Here is a 17684-nt window from a genome sequence, read left to right on the forward strand (position 1 = left end):
CTTACGGCGGGCAACACACCTTGCCAGCCAAGTGAAATGATTTGAATCCGCCGCGCGCCTTCTAGACAATCCCCGCCTTTGGCTCGAAAGGATGCGTGCGATGAAGTTCGAAGGGACTTTCCAATACATGGGCAATCACGGGATCGTGTTCAACGTCTCGCAGATCACCCTCACCGACAGCGAACGCGGACGCCTGGGCGAGCTGCATTTTGGCGAAGCGAAAAGCGCCCACTACGAGGTCAACCGCAAAGTCGTCGAGGTGTACGACAAGATGCTGGCCAAAAACCTGCCATGCCTGATGATGATCGGCATCTCCAAGCCGCTGACCCGGCAACAGGGCGACGTGCTCAACGCCCAACGCACCCAAATCGCCAACCTTGCGGCCTCGGCCTTCGCTGGCGCCACCTCATACATAGCGTCTCCTTACGTGGGCGCCCCTGTCGGCGCCGGAGTGCGCATGTATGTGAATGACACCCTGCCCACCTATCATGCAGGCGACATACTGGTCAGCATCGAAGCGCAGGTGAACGGCGGCATTGGCCCGCAACGCAGTGCCTCGACACTGATCATCAAGACCTGACGGGAGAAATACATGTCTGACATTACCCAGCTGGTCGTTGCCCTGGTGCTGTTCTTTCTGCTTGATCGGTTTATCAAGTCGTACCCGCTTCGCAAATGGCTAGGGGTGCTGTTGGTTGCGATGGGGGCGGTCGGGTGCGTGGCTGTGAGCCAAACCCGCTTGCTTGGGGTTGACCTGGGGCTGCTGTCGATCTTTGCCGTTGCACTGGGGGTGGGGTTGTTCCTGAAGCGGCGGCGGTTCGAGCCGATGGGCTGAAGGAGGGCCTGGAATTTCCCCACGCCCGGCAGTAAAAAGGGACGGACTTGTTTGAAAATAGATCCGTCCCTTTTCCTTTTCGCCTCTCGACCTACGCAGCCTGAGCCTTGACGGCCGGCTGGGGCGACTTGCGATACGTCAGCAACACAATCCCCGTTACCACAATCATCCCGCCCACCACCTGCCCGGCGCTGAGCATCTGGTCGAGCACGATCCAGCCCATCAACAACGTCGCCAGCGGCTCAATGTTCATCACCGGCGCATTACGCGGCATATCCAGGCGCGGCACCGAAATGAACAGCACGATAAAACCCGTGCCGTACAGCACCACCAACGTGGCCAATGCCAGCCAACCGGTACTGGTGGCCGGCAGGTTCAGGCCATCGACAAGCGCACCGCTCAAGCCCGCGAGGTTGACGCTGCTGAACACAATGAAGATCGTCAGCAGACTGCGCACTGAACCGCGCACCTGAGACAACTTGTGGTCGGTGATCCACAGCGCGCAGGCGAATACGAACGCGGCGCAAAAGGCCAGGGAGACGCCGACCAGCCATTCCGGGCCGAGGGTGGTGTTGGCGGAGAGACGGCCGGGTACGTCCAGCACGAAGACCAGTCCCACCAGAATCAGGCTCATCAGCAAGGCGGTGCGTGCGGTGGGGCGTGGGCCGCCGAGTGCCCAGGTGAGCAGGGCCAGCAGGATAGGGAAGACGTTGGCGACCAGTAAGGCCAGCGCTACCGGGACGCGGGCGACGGCGGAGTAGAGGCAGAGGCTTTGGGTGGCGATGAGCAGGCCCAGGAGGACTTGCCAGCGCCATGCTCCTGGGGGGAGGCGGAGGTTTTGGCATTGGTATAGGACGAGTATCGCCAGGACCAACAGGGTGCCGCCGGAGCGCATGAGGATTGCCAGGAGGACTCCGGCGCCGTCGTCGAAGGCTACGCGGGCGGCGATGTGGTTGCCGGCGAAGGCGCAGCCCATGCAGAGGAGGATTAGGACGGCGATGTGGCGGGGGAATTGAGTGGGGGTAGGGGGAGTCATGGTTGGGCTCGGGAAGTGGGCGCCATCGTCGGGGATGGGGATTTATTTTTAGGTTGTCGTACAACTTGGTGGTGGGATTTGTAGCGTGTTTGGTACGAGGGGGCAAGGGGGGGGGAGTTTGGTTGGCTAAGAGTGCCTACCGAAGCAGCTTCCACCGAAATTCGTAGGGGGAGCCGGGCCTGGGACGGATAGCTCTAATTCAGCTGGTCGTTAGAAGGAGATCGTATGAGTCTTTTGGCGGAAGCGTCCCTGCGTGTTTTCGGCAACTAAGTCGGAAATGGATAAATTTATTGATTTGGAATAGATCGCTTTAGTCCCAACAATGGAGATAAGTCGAATAATTCGTGATGGTCGAGAGCGGCTGTTCGCGAAAGACCGCTTCCGGCCAGTAGTGGTCATTCAGATCCGTTTACGAAAGGGGCAGGCGATTCCGTTGAACATGGGTTAGATTGGCTTCTAGGGCCTTCATGACTGCTGCCCAGTTCATACAATGCTAATAGGGAGATGACGCTATGGATCAATGGGACTTCGATGATCGACCAGAGTTGCCACCAGAAGCGGGTAACCAGGATGTTCAAGCATTCGACCCTGATGATAATTGGCTCCAAAACGCCCCTAAAGACTTACAGATTGAAGCAATGCGGCAGTGGTTTTATGCTCGGTATGAAGATCCTGCGAATTGCACACCATACGAAAGTCGGGAGGGTGGATATCAGTATATTTGTGGTGGCCCTTACGATCCCAACGACGAGATACAGGATCGTTTCTCACACGTCGTAGAATACGACGTGATGGAAGAACTAATCAATGAGTTAGTCCAAAAATGCGGAGATGAATGGGCAGCAGTTGATCAGGGCAATTGGGACTACGATGATATTTATTCGATGCTCCCAGAGGATCGTACTGACCCGCTAAACATGCTAGTTCAGCGCTTGAATCAAATTGAAGAAACGCTGGCAGCCCCTAACACCACTCAAGCCTTTGTAATACAACTATTACATAGTGCAACAATTACAGCTTTAGAGGCTTATCTGTGGGACACGACTGCCTATTGGGTTACACAGAATGACGATGTGCTGAGGTCTTTTGTTAAAGGTAATGAAGACTTCGCGGGGGAGAAACTGAAACTTTCAGATATCTTTACCGCAATGGAAGGTCTAGAGAGAAAAGTCATTGACTACTTACAAACATTTATATGGCATCGGTTGGATAAGGCCAAGCCATTACTCGAAAAAACTCTAGGAATTAAATTTCCTGACATTGCCCCATTTATGCCCGAAATCATAATTCGTCATGACATAGTGCACCGAGGGGGCCGTGATAAAGAGGGTTATCCTGTAAATGTCTCGTCAGCTGACGTTAGACGTGTTGCTGATTTGGTAAAGGGCTTCGCAGAGTCACTAGATGCTGAGCTCATGAAGACTTTTCCTGCGGTACAAATCCCGGCCATCAAAAAGTCGGACGATCCTTTTTAGAAAACCCGTCAGCCCTTGAACTCCCCGCAGACTCGGGGGCTTAAATACGCAGTTCGCCATCAACACCGACCAGTTTGGTACAGCCTACATCTCTGGCGGCATGGCGAGGCAAATTGGGCCTACCTCTCTAGGCCCACATGTCGTTCGGAGATACGTTCGGTAATAGCTGTTCGATGGGCTGGCCGGGGGGGGTGCATAGTTCGCTCAGATCGAGATACCGATCAAGTCTGCTAAGCAGATAAGACGATCAAGAACCTTTATTGTTCGAATCACCCCAACACCAGAACCAAATTGGACAGTGTATAAAGATAATTGCAATATCTATCTTAAACATCGTCAATCTTTAAGATCCCACTGCCGTCTAATATTGACAAGTTCGGAAGTGAGTCAAAATCAGTAGTAGCAGATACGGTTTTGCCGATTTTTATAAACGACAATATACTTTTTTCGAAAACTTTTGACTCGCTGAACTTCTTAAGACTAAAAATAGTTCTAGTTTCACCTATTTTCCGATCATAAAACGTTTGAAGGCCGTGTAGAGATGTCTCTGACTGATAATTAACAAATTCAGACCACTTATTCTCCAGATGCTTCAGATTGAAAGATAATGTTTGCTCATCAACGCCCGTTTCGTCGCCACTAAACAGGACTACATACATATAAACTTTTGCATAGATAACTTTTGGGAATGTATGTGTTGAGTTGGACGTTCCAACCAGCTTCCGAAAAACTCGCAAGCCTAAGTTGAATTTATCAAACATGTCGTTATCGGATAGCGAAATCTCCGAAAAGTTATTTCTTGCGAATAGCTTTTTCTCCATGCCCTTTGAGAGCATTCCGTTGGCAGAATAAAATATTCTAAAAAACTGGTTGCGTTCAACTATATCCTCCTTTTTTATATAGCCGCTGTGCACACCATCTGAAAACTCACCCCGCTTTCTCTCATAAAATAGTCCGTAGCTATCAAATACCTTTGATTGGATTGACTGGTGAAACGTCTCGTTAGCATAGCGGTCAGCATTATTTACTGGCGTTTGTTTATTTGTTGCATTTGAAATATCTTCAATCAACTGAAGCTTGTCGCTGTGCGTACTATTATCAATAAGCGTGATGACTTTTAGCAACACCTCCTTGCCGCCAAAAACCATGTCTAACTGATCAGTGGGGCAGTCATGGAGAATGCGACTGAGCGTAAATGAGGTTTGTCCCCCATTGATGATTTGTGGGTTTTTGACCGTCAGTTGCGCTTTGTTTTTCTGGCCTATCCTTTCGTTAATGTAAGTTGTCGTCGGACAACATTGTGATGCCGTTATTGTACAGCGCGAACTCATTTGTTTCGTTTTTAAGAACAGTTTCTCGTATGGACTGATTCACGTTTTGCCCGTCAAGATCCAAATAACTTCGAGGGTTATATTTAAGGATCGAGTTTTTATATTTGCCCATCATTTTTGCTATTTCAATAATAGGCACGAACAAAACTGTAATTTCACAATCGCTTATTTTGGTACTGACGGTATAGCTGATTTTGCTGCCGGAATTTTTATTTGATAGATCTATTGGAATGCTTATATCTGTCGCCGTGAAATAGGTTCCGGAGACTACGGGATAAACTAGCTCTCTATAGCTTCTATCGTAATCATACACTTCCACTGAATAACCACCAGTCAGCATGCGAAGCTTTCCAGCAGAAACGGTAGGTACATTCGCAAGCAGTACTACTTTATAACTGTACCGTCCGACATCTGGCAGGGCGCTAACCTCGCGCTGTAATTGTTTAATTTTACCATTATAGCTATTACCACTTTCATCTTGCTGCTCCCCTTCTAAAATACGATTGACATCCATGTGAAGAATTTCATCAAGGGATATTTTTTTTGACTCATAGTTATGCGCCGAAATCCTGAACTTAGATTGAATCAAATATATGCATTTAGTGTTTTTTTCAATATAGTAACCATCTACTCCACCATCATACGAACCATCAGTAATCAAGCGCTCTCTATCTTCAAAGTTGAGCATCCCAAACAAAACTTTCAAATAAAGATGAATATAGGCTCGTGCACGGGAGTTATTTATGCTCTCCGGCTCGCTCTCAGGAGGGAGATACCTCTTTGAATGCTTCTCCGTGGCTTCATTTCGAATACTATCAAGTATATTGATCAAAACTTCGTATTTCAAAAGATAGTCCTTTAAATTTGATTGAAAAATTCATCTTAATGGGAAAGCGTCTGCGTTTAAGTAAGCTGTGGTCGACCACTCTGATTAAATAAATCATTTTTTTGATCTGTAGTTTTATCGCTTTAATTCAAAACCTGACTCTCTTGTAATCATCAATAGCATACCACCATCAAATGGCCATCACATGTAATCCCCAGAGAGTCGGTCCTTTTAGGACCCATACGGCCCAGCGCGCTCCCTAGAGGTACCTCCGTTTCCACTTCTGCTCTCCTAGATGTTCGGTACAAGATAGACCTATCGCTAGCATAGCCATCCACTGGATAGTCATCCATCGTAGTTGCGCGAGCCTGGAGCTTCCTGGATGAAATCAAAATCGCGACCAGAGTCCGCTTCTGGCCGAAACCAGCCCTTTAATTCCCATACCGGTCTACCATGCCACCCCCGGCAGTGGTTCCACGCGCTACCGACCTCAATCTCAAGGTATCGCCCATGACCTCTTCACCACGCACCATCCCATCCCGCACCTCATCCGAGGCATCCCTATGAGCATCGACCAAATCAGCCTCCCAAAAGGCGTAGGCCCTCAGGCCATCAAGCTCCTCGACGCCATCACCGGTGCTGACACCAAAGAAGACCTGAACCGCGCAGGCGGCAAAGCCGAAGGTTTTGTATTGGGTCTGGAAAGCGCCAAGGCCATCAAAAGCCAAATCGCCGAGTCGCTGTACGTTGCATACGACGACGCGGCGAGTAATCGGTTGAGTGAGTTGAAGGGCTAGTCCCGCTGGACCGCGTTCGGCTTTAGCTTCGAGGTGTTTCGCGGTCCATCATTTTGCGATCAGCAATTCGCTCAATTCGTTCAGTTGGTGGATTGGTCAGTGCCGCATCGCGGTCTGTCCGGTCAGTTCGTCGGACAGCTCGAGCAGCAGGGCACCGACTGAGCAAACGGTTTCGTGTTTGTTGGCAATCAGAATTTCGCTGCTGACGCCGGAGAGTGCGCTCAAAAGGGCGGTCGTCTCTGGGACGGTATCGGTAGCGGGATTCAGGTCGTGATCAAGAAGGAAAAGAGGTCTGGTTATTTAAGCGAAAATAAATAAGGCCCCTTTCTGTTCAGCGTGGTGCCGGGTTATCCAGGCACATCAAGTCATTTCATTACCTGTCGGGCCAGGAAATATCATCAGAATTCAACCATGTTATCCGACCTGATTTGATTCTCGGATTCTTTAAAAAATCTTCCACCGCTAACCATGCTACATCGGGCTTTAAAAATGAGCCTTCAGGTACGAACTGATCCTCACCAAAGTCCTTCACTACATTAATTTTATTCAGTGTACCTACTGAATAAAACTCAGCGCCTGTTCGTTCTCCGGGTATTCGGATGTTGTATCTAACTGAAATGCCTAACTCTTTATTCTCTAGCACTGATAGCTCGGACTTGTCACCTTCGTCACTAATATAGCTAAACACTCCATCACCGGACCCTTTCTGCCACTTTGAAGATTGATAGTTCAAGAAGAACTCAGCGTATGCCTGAGGATCTGGATCAATATCAACGTCATGATCAAGAAAGAAGCATTTTAATTCAGGCATAACACCCTCGCTAAAATTGAGTTAGGCAACCATCACATACAGTCTTTTAGAAAAGACGTGAAGTGATACTGACCACATCGATCAATGACATTTGCGGCTTTGCCATTCACTCCAGCAGTTTTCCGCAACAATATCCGGATAGCCGCGTTCCCTTTCCATATCGAGCGCCACGCTGAATGGCAGAGTGATACAAACCGCCCGGTCTCGAATATCACAGACCTCAGCCTCGGTTAGAGGTGAGCCCTTTCTGTCTTCAGCGGCGGTGAGAACGGCTACGAGGGCTGGTACAAATACTAGGCACAGCGGATCAGCGTCCATGAATCACCTGTTGGGTTTCGACTTGGCCCATTACAACGAACCAGGCGGGGTTCAGCAATGGCTGAATGCACCGCGCACCTCTCGCCGAGTCGCTGTATATGGCATACGACGACGCGGCGAGTAATCGGTTGGGTGAGTTGAAGGGCTAGTCCCGCTGGACCGCGTTGGGCTTTATGCCCGAGGTGTTTCGCGGTCCATCAGTTTGCCGATCAGCAGTACGCTCAATTCGCTCAGTTGGTGAATGGCTAATGCCACGTCGCGGTCTTTGCCGGTCAGTTCGTCGGACAGGTCGAGCAGCAGGGCGCTGACGGAGGAAACGGTTTCGTAGCTGTTGGCGATCAGGATTTCGCTGCTGACGCCGGAGGTGACGCTGAAGAGGGCGGTTGTCTCTGGGACTGTCTCGGCATCAGTGCCGGGATTGAGGTAGTGATCAATGGCGCGCTGGGCAGCCTGGTGGAGTTTTAGATCCGGTTTCTTCGGAGGATTCGGCGTTACTTTGAACATGGTGCAATTCCTGAATGGGGCCGACACCCTTTCGCTACTACACAAGAGGGTGGCAGCTGTACGCAGGTTAGTAGACCGGGGAATTACACAAAGCCGGCGCACCCGAAGGCGCCCTACGCACAGCCACCATCAAGCGCAGACAGGAACGTCTGATAGATGTAGCTCATGCACTATGTGTAATTGACCCTAGGGCTACTAAACCCGATCACTGAGTTTTCAGCGACCGAGCAACCTTAGAGATGGCCACCCAGGTGCACAAGCCGGCGGATTCTGACGCAAGCGTAGGCAATGGAGCAAGGTGCTACGGCCTACGCAAAGTCTCCTTCATCCCGCAAATGGAACCACCAGCCGGTACGCCCTCAACCCCAAATCACTCAACCCCTCCAGGCTCTCGCCCTGGCCAGGCATGAGCAGGCTGATCCCCAGATAATGCTCAAGGTGCAGGGTGATGGTCTGGCCTTCGACGCACAAATCCCAATAGCGCTGATCCAGCCCGTCGGCCTTTACGGTCCATTCACCTTTCAAGCCGTGCTCCAGCGTTTCGGCGATGGCCGCGAACAATTGCCAGTCGGACGTTTTCGAAATCTGTATTTCCATAAGGGATCATCGATAGGGTGAAAGGGCGTGTTTCGCCGTGAGATGCTTGTCGTAGAATGTGACAGAACCTGCGCAGCTTTCAAAGGAATGAGCCCGTGACAACGAGCACTACCATCACCCGTCCGCTCGGCATGAATGAAGGACTTCTTCATGTTCGATAAAAACGACTTTGACCAGATTCCCCGTGGGCAATTGCTTCACTACGGATCGGGTCGTCCCTACCCAGGTATCTATTTCGTCACCTATCGACAAGACGCCTTTAGAACTCCCGACGGAGAGGAGTGCATCAGGGTCACTCGCGCCCCCAACCCGAAAAACGACAACGGATTACGCTTCTGGCTATACGCAGAGCTCCAGAATGATTGGTGTAGAAGGTTGGAATACTTCGCGGGCTACGTCTCCGATTCCCAGTTCGAGAGCATCTCGGAAGCAGAATTCAACCAATTGGTTGCCGACCAGGCAAATGAATTGGTCGCGCCGCTCAAACTGCCACTGCATGAGCCAACGGGCTTTATCGGTGCGCTGATGATGTACTCCATGAAGACCGAGTTCATCGTTTCGTTGGTCGCGGAGTACGAAGATGAGTTCATCCATTTCTATTGGGATACCACCGCTTGAGCGGCATCTGAATCCTTTGTCGCACGGAAGCCTGTTTATGAATGTTCACCGCTTTATTAGCCTCTTCCTGGGCTGCCTGTTACCGCAACTGTGCACGGCCAACACCCCGCACATCGACCCCCACGCCGAGAGCCTCTATCAGCAAGCGGTGCCGTACCTAAAACAAGCAGATGCCAAGCTGGAAGCGGTGCCTGCGAACTTTCCCACCGCCAGCGTAGACGAGAAAAAGCGTACCCAAGTGCTGGTGGAGGAGGCAGGCGAGTTGCTCAAGCCGGCGATCAAGTTGCTTGAACAAGCTGCCGCGCTGGATCACCCGGTGGCCCAGCATCGCCTCGCGATGATCTACGTGATGTTCTACCCGGTCGACGAGATCAAGGAAAAGGCCTGCCCGTTGTTCCAAAGCAGCTTCCTACAAGGCTTTGCACCACCGGCACTGCAGCTTTCATCCTTTTGCTTTGAATTTACGGACACGCCGGAATTCCAGACAACGCTGAAGGCCATTGCAACCAGCGCGCCCGCGTATGAGCAATATTTCCCGCAGCCTGCGGTGAAGCTTGAATGCAGGGCCGAGATGCCTCAGGGCATGGCGTTGCAGTGGGGCAGCAGTCGGGATTATCAGGCTGAAATGTACCGGCTGCTGGGGGACAGTAACCGTGCGCAGCGTACGGAGTATTACCAGCAGGCGATCGCGATCAATGATTGCTACAAGGCGAAAAAGCGCCTGGGGTTAAGTCAGTAACCGGGCGTATATGAATGACTATCTGAGACGCTTGCTGCGTTAAATTCACCCGCAACCCTCCATGCGATGACCGTTATGAAAGCTCCAAGAATGACCAAGGCACACGCGCTTCAACGAGCTCAACAGCTCGTGGCGCTAGGCTGGACTGTTAAACATGAGTTCATGGCTGACGGCGAAATATACGAGTGGTATCTGGAGTGGGAACACGTTGAAGACCCGCCGTTGGAAGATAAGGATAAAGCGGGCCGCTAGCAGTTCTGTGCTGAGGGCGCAGAGCAAAGAAAAATACACTTTTTGCTGCGCGGGGCGTCCAACCCTGAAACCGCCGTCAAGGCTTTCATCTCCAGGCAGCTGCTCCCAGCTAAGGACCGATCATGGTGACGTTATTTATTTTTCTTCTGGCCTGCGGTGCTGCTGCGAGCACCGGCATCATCTTCAAACCGGGCGACTGGTACGCCACCCTGGTCAAACCCAGCTTCACCCCACCCAACTGGCTGTTCCCGGTTGCCTGGACGATCATCTACCTGCTGCTCGCCTGGGCCGGCTACCGCCTGACTCTGATCCCCGGCAGCGAAATCGTGCTGGCTCTATGGGCTGCGCAGATCGCACTCAACACCCTGTGGACGCCCGTGTTCTTCGGTGCCCACCGGATTTTCGCCGGGATGGTGATCATCACGCTGCTGTGGCTGGTAGTGGCCGCCATGGTGCTGCTGACGGTGCGCCTGGATTTGATCACCGGGCTGATCCTGTTCCCGTACCTGGTGTGGCTCAGCGTTGCGGCTGCGTTGAATTTCTCCATCCTGCGCAATAACCGCTGAGCCTGGCGGCGTGGGCAGAGGGCGGAAACATCATTGCCATGATGCCCACGCACACTGGCCAAGGTGAACATCTCTTTTAGAGATAGGGGGAATATCGAATTGGGAACTCACACGCTGTGGCCTGCTGAAGAACATGAACTGGCGCAAATGCAGCGCTTTAACCAGAAGCTCGCCTGGATGCCGCGTTTTCGCATCCGCAACCGCGTGACGCCCCGGGTGATCCAGGCGCTGTTGCGCTCCAGCCAGATGGTGGCCGGCAACAAGTTGCTCAAGCATGGCCTGCAGGCTGAAAGCCGGCGGGTGGGCTCGGTGCCGGTGCGCATCATCCGGCCGAAGGGCAAGGCCAAAGGCGTGGTGCTGGATATCCATGGCGGCGGCTGGGTGATCGGCAATGCGCAGATGAATGACGACCTCAACGTGGCCATGGTGAATGCGTGCGAGGTGGCGGTGGTGTCGGTGGATTACCGGCTGGCGGTGGATACACCGGTCGAAGGGATTCTGGAAGACTGCCTGGCCACGGCGCGCTGGTTGCTCGGGGACTGTGAGGAGTTCGCCGGCCTGCCGGTGATCGTTGTCGGCGAGTCTGCCGGTGGGCATCTGGCGGCGGCCACGCTGCTGGCGCTGAAGCAATCGCCCGAATTGCTGGCGCGGGTGAGCGGGGCGGTGCTGTATTACGGCGTCTACGATTTGACCGGTACACCGAGCGTGCGCACGGCGGGGCGGGAAACGCTGTTGCTGGACGGGCCGGGCATGGTGGAGGCGCTGCGTTTGCTGACGCCGGGCCTGAGTGACGAGCAGCGTCGGCAGCCGCCGTTGTCACCGTTGTATGGCGACCTTGCCGGGCTGCCGCCGGCACTGATGTTTGTGGGGGAGCTGGACCCGTTGCTGGACGACACGCTGCAGATGGCCGAGCGATGGGCGGGGTCCGAGGTGTTTTTGTTACCGCAGGCGGCTCATGGGTTTATTCATTTTCCGACGGCGATGTCGGGCCGCGTGCTGGCTTACAGCCGCGATTGGATCACGGGTCGTTTACGCTCGGTTGGTTGATATTGGATTTTTACAACAAGGCCACATGGAAAGATGAAAATAAGAAAGTCGTTCATCGCGTCGCTGGGGATTTTATCGCTGGTTCAAACATCACTGTCCTTTGCGGACAACGCTAACGGGAAAAACATTTATCTGCAGCGCTGCGCCATGTGCCACGGCGCGGATATCAAAGGCACGGGACCCTTGGCGAATAAAAGCAATCCGCCTACGCCTGACCTGACAACGGCTACTTTCAAAAAACGCTTGAGTGATTATCCGGGCGTTATCGTGTCGTCCGTCATTCTTCGTCCAAATGGCGACCTGATTCCCAGAACGTTGCGGGAGAACGGTGTGAAGTTGTCACCGTTCACCTGGAAAGTTCAGGACTTCCGCGATTTGAACGAGTACATGAGCGGAGTGATTTCAAAAAGCCGATGATGCTGCTCGTTCCCACGCTCCGCGTGGGAATGCATCCCGTGACGCTCCGCGTCACCAACAGCGGGACGCAGAGCGTCCCCGGCGGCATTCCCACGCGGAGCGTGGGAACGATCAGTCAGCAACCGCTCAACGCTACCTGCGGACGCTCACCTGCAAAGAAGAACGGCCGCAACCGCACGCCCACGCTGTTGCCGATAAACGCCGCCACCAACCACACCCAGCCATGCAGGCTGCCCGAGGCAATCCCGCTGAAGTACGCGCCGATATTGCAGCCATACGCCAGGCGCGAGCCGTAACCCAGCAGCAGGCCGCCGATCACCGCCGCAAACAGCGAGCGTGCCGGAATCTTCAGGCTTGGAGCGAAACGCCCGGCCAATCCCGCAGCCAACAGCGCACCGAGGATGATGCCGATGTCCATTACGCTGGTAACGTCTTCCCACACCGGCGCCGCCAGGGCCTTGGCATTGCCCGGCATTTGCCAGAACGCCCAGCTGCCTACGTCCACGCCCAACCCGCCGGCAACCTTGGCGCCCCACAGGGCGAACGCCGAAGTGATACCCCATGGCCGCCCGGCCAGTGCCAGGGTGGCGTAGTTGAGCAGGGCCAGGCCAATCGCGCCCCACACCAATGGCCATGGCCCGCGCAGGAAGCGGCGCAGGCCCTGGTGTTCGCTGGTCACGCCGGCTTCGAGTTGCCCGTGACGGCCTTTTTCCAGGCGCACGGTGACTGCCGCGATGATGCCAAATACGGCCAGGCTCAGCAGCAAGGCCGGCACCACGCCGAAGCTTTTGACGATGGAAACCGCCGGGAACGAAGGCAGCGAGAACCACCAGTCGACGTGGTGAGTCGCGATCAACGAACCACAGATAAAGAAGAACAGCGTCACCAGCATGCGCGCGTTACCACCGCCCACGGTGAACAGGGTGCCGGACGCACAACCGCCGCCCAGCTGCATGCCGATGCCGAAGATGAATGCCCCGAACACCACCGAAACCCCGGCCGGTGCCACCAGCCCGACCACGGGCTGGCCGAACAGGGTGCCGGCCCCCAGCGCGGGGAAGAACAGCACCACGGCAATCGCCAGCATCACCATCTGCGCACGCAAGCCCGCGCCACGCCGGTCGGTGATGAACACTCGCCAGGCCGAGGTGAAGCCGAAGGCAGCGTGGTACAGCGTCAGGCCCAGTGCGGCGCCGACCACCAGCAACAGCACCTGGCGCGAGCCGACGCTGTTTTGCAGGAAGACGGCGCCGAACAGCAGGATGGCAAACGCCAGTAATGGCGCGACCGGCTTGCGCGCAGGGGTTGTAGAGAGGGAAAGGCTCATCGGGTATCTCGGTTCGTAGGCCGTGGGTTAAAGGCGAGGGTGCCGAGTATAAACCGCGCACCCTTCCACTGGCGTCTCGAATCCTCCAATGAGGGGTATTAGCCCAGGCGAACGGAAAGCTCGACGTCGTCACCGATCGGCACCGACAGGTAGCCGTTTACTGGCGAACGCACCCGGGCCAGGTAGTCGGGGCAGTAGTCGGTGTTGTCGGCGATGATCAGCGCGCCAGGCTTGAGGCGGCTTTCCACCAGGTTCAACACGTCGCCATACAGCGCCTTGGCGCCGTCGAGCAGCAGCAGGTCGACGCTGTCGGGCAGGCCGGTGGCCAGGGTGACCAGGGCATCGCCTTGGCGGATCTCCACGAGGTCGCTCACGCCGCCTTGCTCCAGGTGTTGCCGGGCGAGGGCGATCTTCGAGGGCTCGAACTCGCTGCTGATCAGCGTGCCGCCGCCGTTGTCCCGCAGGGCGGCCGCCAGGTGCAGGGTGGACAGGCCGAACGAAGTACCGAACTCGACGATGGCCTGCGCTTTGCTGCTGCGTGCGAGCATGTACAGCAGGGTGCCGGTGTCGCGGGAGACGGGCAACCACAGGTCTTTCAGCATGCCGTAGAGTGCCAGGTAGTCGGTCTTGCTGCGCATCAGGCGGTCGCGTTCTTCGTGGGTCACTGTGTTGATGATGGGGCTGGTGGCGGCATCGGCCTGTGTGTACAGCCGTTCAATCAGGGCCGCCATCGGGGCCGAGGTAAGCGTATTCATGGGGATGTCCTGCTGCAGTTTGAGCGCCGTGAGGCGCCGGGCTAGTATGCGAATGATTCGTCGCATTTAAAGTATGCGAACAATTCGTCACATTCGCTATTCGCATTCCAACGGCAGCAGGAACGCCCCATGACCGATCGCCAGACGTCGCAGATTTCCTCACGCAAAGAGCCCAAACAGGCGCGGTCCACCGAGTTGGTGTCGGCCATTCTGGAGGCGGCTATTCAGGTTTTGGCCAAGGAAGGCGCCAGCCGTTTCACCACCGCACGGGTCGCGGAAAAGGCCGGTGTCAGCGTGGGGTCGGTGTACCAGTACTTTCCCAACAAGGCGGCCATCCTGTTTCGGCTGCAGGCGGATGAGTGGCAGCAAACCTCGCAGATGCTCAGCCGCATTCTGCAGGACGTAAGCCAGCCGGCCCTTGAGCGGTTGCGGGCGTTGGTGCATGCGTTTATTCGTTCGGAATGTGAGGAGGCGCAGATGCGTGTCGCCCTGAGCGACGCTGCGCCGCTGTACCGTGATGCGCCCGAAGCCCATGAGGTTCGCGCAGAAGGGCAACAGATTTTCCAGGCGTTCATGCTGGAACTGCTGCCGCAGGTGCCTGAAGCCACCCGCGCTTTGGCTTGCGATTTGATCGCCACCACGTTCAGTTCGGTGGCAAAGGAGTTCTCGGGAAGCCCGCGCACCGAGGCGCAAATAACCGCCTATGCGGACGCCATGGCGGATATGTTCGGTGCCTACGTGACGGTGCTGAACCAGACAGCACGATGACCCGCAGGGCGGGCCATCGTTTGCAGCGCTTGCCTTAGCGGCGGTTCAGCCACACGGTCTGCGCGTTGCAGAATTCCCGCACACCGAAGTGCGACAACTCCCGCCCGAAGCCGCTCTTTTTCACACCACCAAACGAGACCCGGGGATCGGACACGCTGTAGGCGTTGATAAAGATCCCGCCGGTTTCCAGTTGGTTGGCGATGCTGCGTGCCTTCTGCGGGTCGGTGGTGAACACGCTGGCGGTCAGGCCGAACTCACTGTCGTTGGCGAGGGCCACGGCGTGGTCCGCATCGCGGGCGGTGATGATGGAGGCGACCGGCCCGAACAGTTCCTGTTTGAACGAGGTCATCTGGTCGGTGACGTTGGCCAGCACGGTGGGGGCGTAATAGTTGCCCGCGCCTTCGACTTTGTTGCCGCCCAGCAGCAGGGTGGCGCCTTCGGCCAGGGTGGCCTGGACCTGGCCGTCGAGTTCGTCCCGCAGGTCGAAGCGGGCCATCGGCCCGATGTAGGTCTCGCTGGCGGTCGGGTCGCCCATCACCAGGTTGCGGCTGGCTCCGAGGAATTTGGCGGTGAAGGCTTCCACTACGCCTTCTTCGATGATCAGGCGCTTGGCGGCGGCGCACACCTGGCCGGAGTTCTGGAAACGGCCGATCAGGGCAGCTTGCACGGCTTCGTCGAGGTTGGCGTCGTTGAGCACAATGAACGGGTCGGAACCGCCCAGCTCCAGTACGCATTTTTTCAGCGCGGCCCCGGCCTGGGAACCGATGGCCATGCCGGCGCGCACGCTGCCGGTGAGGGTCACGGCGGCGATGCGCGGGTCGGCGATGGCTTTGGACACGCCGTCCTGGGTGACGTTGATCACTTCGAACAGGCCATCGGCAAAGCCGGCGCGCTGGAAGGCTTGTTTCATCAGGTACGCGCTGCCCATCACGTTAGGCGCGTGCTTGAGCACGTAGGTGTTGCCGCTGAGCATGGTTGGCACCGCGCCGCGCAGCACTTGCCACACCGGGAAGTTCCACGGCATTACAGCGAGGATCGGGCCCAGCGGGCGGTATTCGATCTGGGCGGTGCCGTTGTCCACCAGGGTGGCTTCCGGGGCCAGCATGGCTGGGCCGTGGGCGGCATACCACTCAGCGAGTTGCGCGCATTTTTCGATTTCGCCACGGGCCTGGGCGATGGGTTTGCCCATTTCCAGGGTGATCATCTGGGCCATTTCTTCGGCCTGGTCGCGCAGGGTGCTGGCCAGGGCTAGCAGTAATTCGGCGCGCTGGGCGACGGGGGTATTGCGCCCGTTGCGGAAGGCATTGATCGAGCGGGTCAGGGCGGCATCCAGCTGCGCCTCGGTTTCGTACGGGTAGCTGGCGACCGTTTCACCGTTGGCGGGGTTGATCGATAACGCGTGGGTCTGGGAGGAAATGGAGTTCATGGCACCGTCCTGCGCAGTGAATGGGATGGAGGCCAGCGTACGGGGCTGTATCTTTTTCGGAAACTGAATAATATTAAGCAATACGTTCACGTTTGGAGAATGACTTGGATCTGGTCCAGCTGGAAATTTTCAAAGCCGTTGCCGAGCAAGGCAGCATCAGCGCTGCCGCGCAATTGATCCATCGCGTGCCGTCGAACCTGACCACGCGGATCAAGCAATTGGAGCAAGACCTGGGCGTGGACTTGTTTATTCGCGAGAAGAGCCGATTGCGTTTGTCACCGGCCGGGTGGAATTTCCTCGGGTATGCGCGGCGCATTCTCGACCTGGTGCAAGAGGCCCGGGCTACGGTGGCGGGGGAGGAGCCCCAGGGCGCGTTTGCCCTGGGTTCGCTGGAGAGCACGGCGGCGGTGCGTATCCCGGCGTTGCTCGCGGCGTATAACCAGAAGCACGCCAAGGTTGAGCTGGACCTGACCACCGGGCCGTCCGGCACGATGATCGAGGGTGTGTTGTCGGGGCGGCTGGCAGCGGCGTTTGTCGATGGGCCGGTGTTGCACGCGACGCTGGAGGGCGTGGCGGTGTTTGAGGAGGAAATGGTGGTGATCGCGCCGTTGCATCACGCGCCGATCACCCGGGGGCGGGATGTGAGCGGGGAGAGCATCTACACGTTTCGTTCGAACTGTTCGTACCGGCATCACTTCGAGCGTTGGTTTTCACAGGATGGCGCGGTGCCGGGGAAGATCTTCGAGATGGAGTCGTACCACGGGATGCTCGCCTGTGTGAGTGCCGGTGCCGGGTTGGCGCTGATGCCACGGAGCATGCTGGAGAGCATGCCGGGGTTTACGGCGGTGAGTGTGTGGCCGCTGACCGATACGTTCCGGATTCTGAATACCTGGCTGATCTGGCGCCGGGGTACGGTGTCGCAGAGTCTGAACAGTTTTGTGCAGTTGCTGGAAGAGCGTGGCCTGGCCCTGGCATCGTAGCCGTAGCAGCTGTCGAGCTTCAGCGAGGCTGCGAAGGCGTCGGCACAGTCGATATTGAGGGTGCCTGACCCACCGCTATCGCGGCCTCGCTGAAGCTCGACGGCTCCCACATTTGGTCTTGGTTAGCCGCCAAGCTGCAGGGTGCCCATGGCCGATTTGGCGATCAGAGCGGCTGTACCCAGTTGCATCAGTCACACAGGTCCTCTGTGGGAGCTGTCGAGCTTTAGCGAGGCTGCGATGACGTCGGCACAGTCGACAT

Annotated in this window: 22 protein-coding genes; 11 read left to right on the forward strand and 11 right to left on the reverse strand. The window is 56.0% G+C overall.

Going from position 1 to position 17684, the window contains the following annotated elements:
• Positions 1-100 precede the first annotated feature (100 nt).
• Together ACW9I6_RS12860 and ACW9I6_RS12865 are read left to right on the forward strand one after the other, a co-directional pair.
• Positions 101-580, forward strand: coding sequence for a hypothetical protein (locus tag ACW9I6_RS12860; RefSeq protein ID WP_457339397.1), 480 nt, complete (start codon positions 101-103; stop codon positions 578-580).
• A 12-nt stretch (positions 581-592) separates the two neighbouring features.
• Positions 593-835: a hypothetical protein gene (locus tag ACW9I6_RS12865; protein WP_457339398.1), complete on the forward strand. Its 243-nt coding sequence runs from the start codon at positions 593-595 to the stop codon at positions 833-835.
• Positions 836-926: 91 nt separating this feature from the next.
• On the opposite strand, the gene ACW9I6_RS12870 is transcribed toward ACW9I6_RS12865, so the two are convergent.
• Positions 927-1871, reverse strand: coding sequence for an EamA family transporter (locus ACW9I6_RS12870; RefSeq protein WP_457339399.1), 945 nt, complete (start codon positions 1869-1871; stop codon positions 927-929).
• Positions 1872-2383: 512 nt separating this feature from the next.
• Between ACW9I6_RS12870 and ACW9I6_RS12875 the strand changes: the two genes are divergently transcribed.
• On the forward strand, positions 2384-3346 hold the full coding sequence (locus tag ACW9I6_RS12875) for a hypothetical protein (RefSeq protein ID WP_457339400.1): 963 nt from the start codon (positions 2384-2386) through the stop codon (positions 3344-3346).
• A 326-nt stretch (positions 3347-3672) separates the two neighbouring features.
• Here the strand turns inward: ACW9I6_RS12875 and ACW9I6_RS12880 are convergent, their stop codons facing one another.
• A complete protein-coding gene (locus tag ACW9I6_RS12880; protein WP_457339401.1) occupies positions 3673-4677 on the reverse strand; it encodes an AIPR family protein in 1005 nt (334 codons plus the stop codon).
• Entirely contained in the window at positions 4619-5524 is a 906-nt protein-coding gene (locus ACW9I6_RS12885) for an AIPR family protein (RefSeq protein WP_457339402.1), read from the reverse strand. The genes ACW9I6_RS12880 and ACW9I6_RS12885 overlap by 59 nt, the downstream gene beginning before the upstream one ends.
• Positions 5525-6066: 542 nt before the next feature.
• Between ACW9I6_RS12885 and ACW9I6_RS12890 the strand changes: the two genes are divergently transcribed.
• On the forward strand, positions 6067-6300 hold the full coding sequence (locus ACW9I6_RS12890) for a hypothetical protein (protein WP_178903370.1): 234 nt from the start codon (positions 6067-6069) through the stop codon (positions 6298-6300).
• 96 nt (positions 6301-6396) lie between these two features.
• On the opposite strand, the gene ACW9I6_RS12895 is transcribed toward ACW9I6_RS12890, so the two are convergent.
• The 5 genes from ACW9I6_RS12895 to ACW9I6_RS12915 form a co-directional block, all read right to left on the reverse strand.
• Entirely contained in the window at positions 6397-6525 is a 129-nt protein-coding gene (locus ACW9I6_RS12895; protein ID WP_457339403.1) for a hypothetical protein, read from the reverse strand.
• Between the two features lie 148 nt (positions 6526-6673).
• Positions 6674-7111 carry a hypothetical protein gene (locus ACW9I6_RS12900; RefSeq protein WP_457339404.1) on the reverse strand — a complete coding sequence of 146 codons (438 nt, stop codon included), beginning with the start codon at positions 7109-7111 and terminating at the stop codon, positions 6674-6676.
• Between the two features lie 81 nt (positions 7112-7192).
• Entirely contained in the window at positions 7193-7429 is a 237-nt protein-coding gene (locus ACW9I6_RS12905) for a hypothetical protein (protein WP_301050944.1), read from the reverse strand.
• A gap of 171 nt (positions 7430-7600) precedes the next feature.
• On the reverse strand, positions 7601-7933 hold the full coding sequence (locus tag ACW9I6_RS12910) for a DUF6124 family protein (protein WP_167662448.1): 333 nt from the start codon (positions 7931-7933) through the stop codon (positions 7601-7603).
• A 324-nt stretch (positions 7934-8257) separates the two neighbouring features.
• Complete coding sequence (locus tag ACW9I6_RS12915; protein ID WP_457339405.1) at positions 8258-8530, reverse strand: DUF3630 family protein; 273 nt, start codon at positions 8528-8530, stop codon at positions 8258-8260.
• A gap of 150 nt (positions 8531-8680) precedes the next feature.
• On the opposite strand from ACW9I6_RS12915, the gene ACW9I6_RS12920 reads away from it, so the two are divergent.
• The 5 genes from ACW9I6_RS12920 to ACW9I6_RS12940 all read left to right on the forward strand — a co-directional run bounded on the left by ACW9I6_RS12920 (position 8681) and on the right by ACW9I6_RS12940 (position 12169).
• On the forward strand, positions 8681-9148 hold the full coding sequence (locus ACW9I6_RS12920; protein WP_457339406.1) for a hypothetical protein: 468 nt from the start codon (positions 8681-8683) through the stop codon (positions 9146-9148).
• Positions 9111-9887 carry a hypothetical protein gene (locus ACW9I6_RS12925; protein WP_457339407.1) on the forward strand — a complete coding sequence of 259 codons (777 nt, stop codon included), beginning with the start codon at positions 9111-9113 and terminating at the stop codon, positions 9885-9887. Before ACW9I6_RS12920 ends, ACW9I6_RS12925 begins: the two co-directional genes overlap by 38 nt.
• A 377-nt stretch (positions 9888-10264) precedes the next feature.
• Entirely contained in the window at positions 10265-10705 is a 441-nt protein-coding gene (tspO, locus tag ACW9I6_RS12930; RefSeq protein WP_076016149.1) for a tryptophan-rich sensory protein TspO, read from the forward strand.
• Between the two features lie 147 nt (positions 10706-10852).
• Entirely contained in the window at positions 10853-11752 is a 900-nt protein-coding gene (locus tag ACW9I6_RS12935) for an alpha/beta hydrolase (RefSeq protein WP_457339409.1), read from the forward strand.
• A gap of 33 nt (positions 11753-11785) precedes the next feature.
• Positions 11786-12169, forward strand: coding sequence for a c-type cytochrome (locus ACW9I6_RS12940; RefSeq protein ID WP_134326064.1), 384 nt, complete (start codon positions 11786-11788; stop codon positions 12167-12169).
• A 115-nt stretch (positions 12170-12284) separates the two neighbouring features.
• Here the strand turns inward: ACW9I6_RS12940 and ACW9I6_RS12945 are convergent, their stop codons facing one another.
• Both ACW9I6_RS12945 and ACW9I6_RS12950 read right to left on the reverse strand, forming a co-directional pair.
• On the reverse strand, positions 12285-13496 hold the full coding sequence (locus tag ACW9I6_RS12945) for a YeeE/YedE family protein (RefSeq protein WP_177035783.1): 1212 nt from the start codon (positions 13494-13496) through the stop codon (positions 12285-12287).
• A gap of 98 nt (positions 13497-13594) precedes the next feature.
• Positions 13595-14251 (reverse strand): O-methyltransferase, encoded by a 657-nt coding sequence (locus tag ACW9I6_RS12950; protein ID WP_178903373.1) that lies wholly within the window; start codon positions 14249-14251, stop codon positions 13595-13597.
• Positions 14252-14380: 129 nt separating this feature from the next.
• Between ACW9I6_RS12950 and ACW9I6_RS12955 the strand changes: the two genes are divergently transcribed.
• Positions 14381-15019, forward strand: a complete 639-nt coding sequence (locus tag ACW9I6_RS12955; protein ID WP_177035785.1) for a TetR family transcriptional regulator — start codon at positions 14381-14383, stop codon at positions 15017-15019.
• Between the two features lie 34 nt (positions 15020-15053).
• Here the strand turns inward: ACW9I6_RS12955 and ACW9I6_RS12960 are convergent, their stop codons facing one another.
• Positions 15054-16445 carry an aldehyde dehydrogenase family protein gene (locus tag ACW9I6_RS12960; RefSeq protein ID WP_457339408.1) on the reverse strand — a complete coding sequence of 464 codons (1392 nt, stop codon included), beginning with the start codon at positions 16443-16445 and terminating at the stop codon, positions 15054-15056.
• 104 nt (positions 16446-16549) lie between these two features.
• Between ACW9I6_RS12960 and ptrR the strand changes: the two genes are divergently transcribed.
• On the forward strand, positions 16550-17425 hold the full coding sequence (gene ptrR / locus ACW9I6_RS12965) for a putrescine utilization regulator PtrR (protein ID WP_003214475.1): 876 nt from the start codon (positions 16550-16552) through the stop codon (positions 17423-17425).
• Positions 17426-17684: the final 259 nt, after the last annotated feature.

The sequence above is a fragment of the Pseudomonas sp. SDO5522_S412 genome (assembly GCF_054071215.1).

Excerpts from the sequence above, each read along its gene's own strand:
- ACW9I6_RS12900 (WP_457339404.1), bottom strand. The coding sequence starts at position 7,111 with ATGCCTGAATTAAAATGCTTCTTTCTTGATCATGACGTTGATATTGAT.
- ACW9I6_RS12920 (WP_457339406.1), top strand. The coding sequence starts at position 8,681 with ATGTTCGATAAAAACGACTTTGACCAGATTCCCCGTGGGCAATTGCTT.
- ACW9I6_RS12880 (WP_457339401.1), bottom strand. The coding sequence starts at position 4,677 with ATGAGTTCGCGCTGTACAATAACGGCATCACAATGTTGTCCGACGACA.
- ACW9I6_RS12925 (WP_457339407.1), top strand. The coding sequence starts at position 9,111 with ATGAGTTCATCCATTTCTATTGGGATACCACCGCTTGAGCGGCATCTG.
- ACW9I6_RS12870 (WP_457339399.1), bottom strand. The coding sequence starts at position 1,871 with ATGACTCCCCCTACCCCCACTCAATTCCCCCGCCACATCGCCGTCCTA.
- ACW9I6_RS12950 (WP_178903373.1), bottom strand. The coding sequence starts at position 14,251 with ATGAATACGCTTACCTCGGCCCCGATGGCGGCCCTGATTGAACGGCTG.
- ACW9I6_RS12890 (WP_178903370.1), top strand. The coding sequence starts at position 6,067 with ATGAGCATCGACCAAATCAGCCTCCCAAAAGGCGTAGGCCCTCAGGCC.
- ACW9I6_RS12940 (WP_134326064.1), top strand. The coding sequence starts at position 11,786 with ATGAAAATAAGAAAGTCGTTCATCGCGTCGCTGGGGATTTTATCGCTG.
- ACW9I6_RS12860 (WP_457339397.1), top strand. The coding sequence starts at position 101 with ATGAAGTTCGAAGGGACTTTCCAATACATGGGCAATCACGGGATCGTG.
- ACW9I6_RS12915 (WP_457339405.1), bottom strand. The coding sequence starts at position 8,530 with ATGGAAATACAGATTTCGAAAACGTCCGACTGGCAATTGTTCGCGGCC.
- ACW9I6_RS12935 (WP_457339409.1), top strand. The coding sequence starts at position 10,853 with ATGCAGCGCTTTAACCAGAAGCTCGCCTGGATGCCGCGTTTTCGCATC.
- ACW9I6_RS12875 (WP_457339400.1), top strand. The coding sequence starts at position 2,384 with ATGGATCAATGGGACTTCGATGATCGACCAGAGTTGCCACCAGAAGCG.
- ACW9I6_RS12910 (WP_167662448.1), bottom strand. The coding sequence starts at position 7,933 with ATGTTCAAAGTAACGCCGAATCCTCCGAAGAAACCGGATCTAAAACTC.
- ACW9I6_RS12865 (WP_457339398.1), top strand. The coding sequence starts at position 593 with ATGTCTGACATTACCCAGCTGGTCGTTGCCCTGGTGCTGTTCTTTCTG.
- ACW9I6_RS12960 (WP_457339408.1), bottom strand. The coding sequence starts at position 16,445 with ATGAACTCCATTTCCTCCCAGACCCACGCGTTATCGATCAACCCCGCC.
- ACW9I6_RS12955 (WP_177035785.1), top strand. The coding sequence starts at position 14,381 with ATGACCGATCGCCAGACGTCGCAGATTTCCTCACGCAAAGAGCCCAAA.
- ACW9I6_RS12945 (WP_177035783.1), bottom strand. The coding sequence starts at position 13,496 with ATGAGCCTTTCCCTCTCTACAACCCCTGCGCGCAAGCCGGTCGCGCCA.
- ACW9I6_RS12905 (WP_301050944.1), bottom strand. The coding sequence starts at position 7,429 with ATGGACGCTGATCCGCTGTGCCTAGTATTTGTACCAGCCCTCGTAGCC.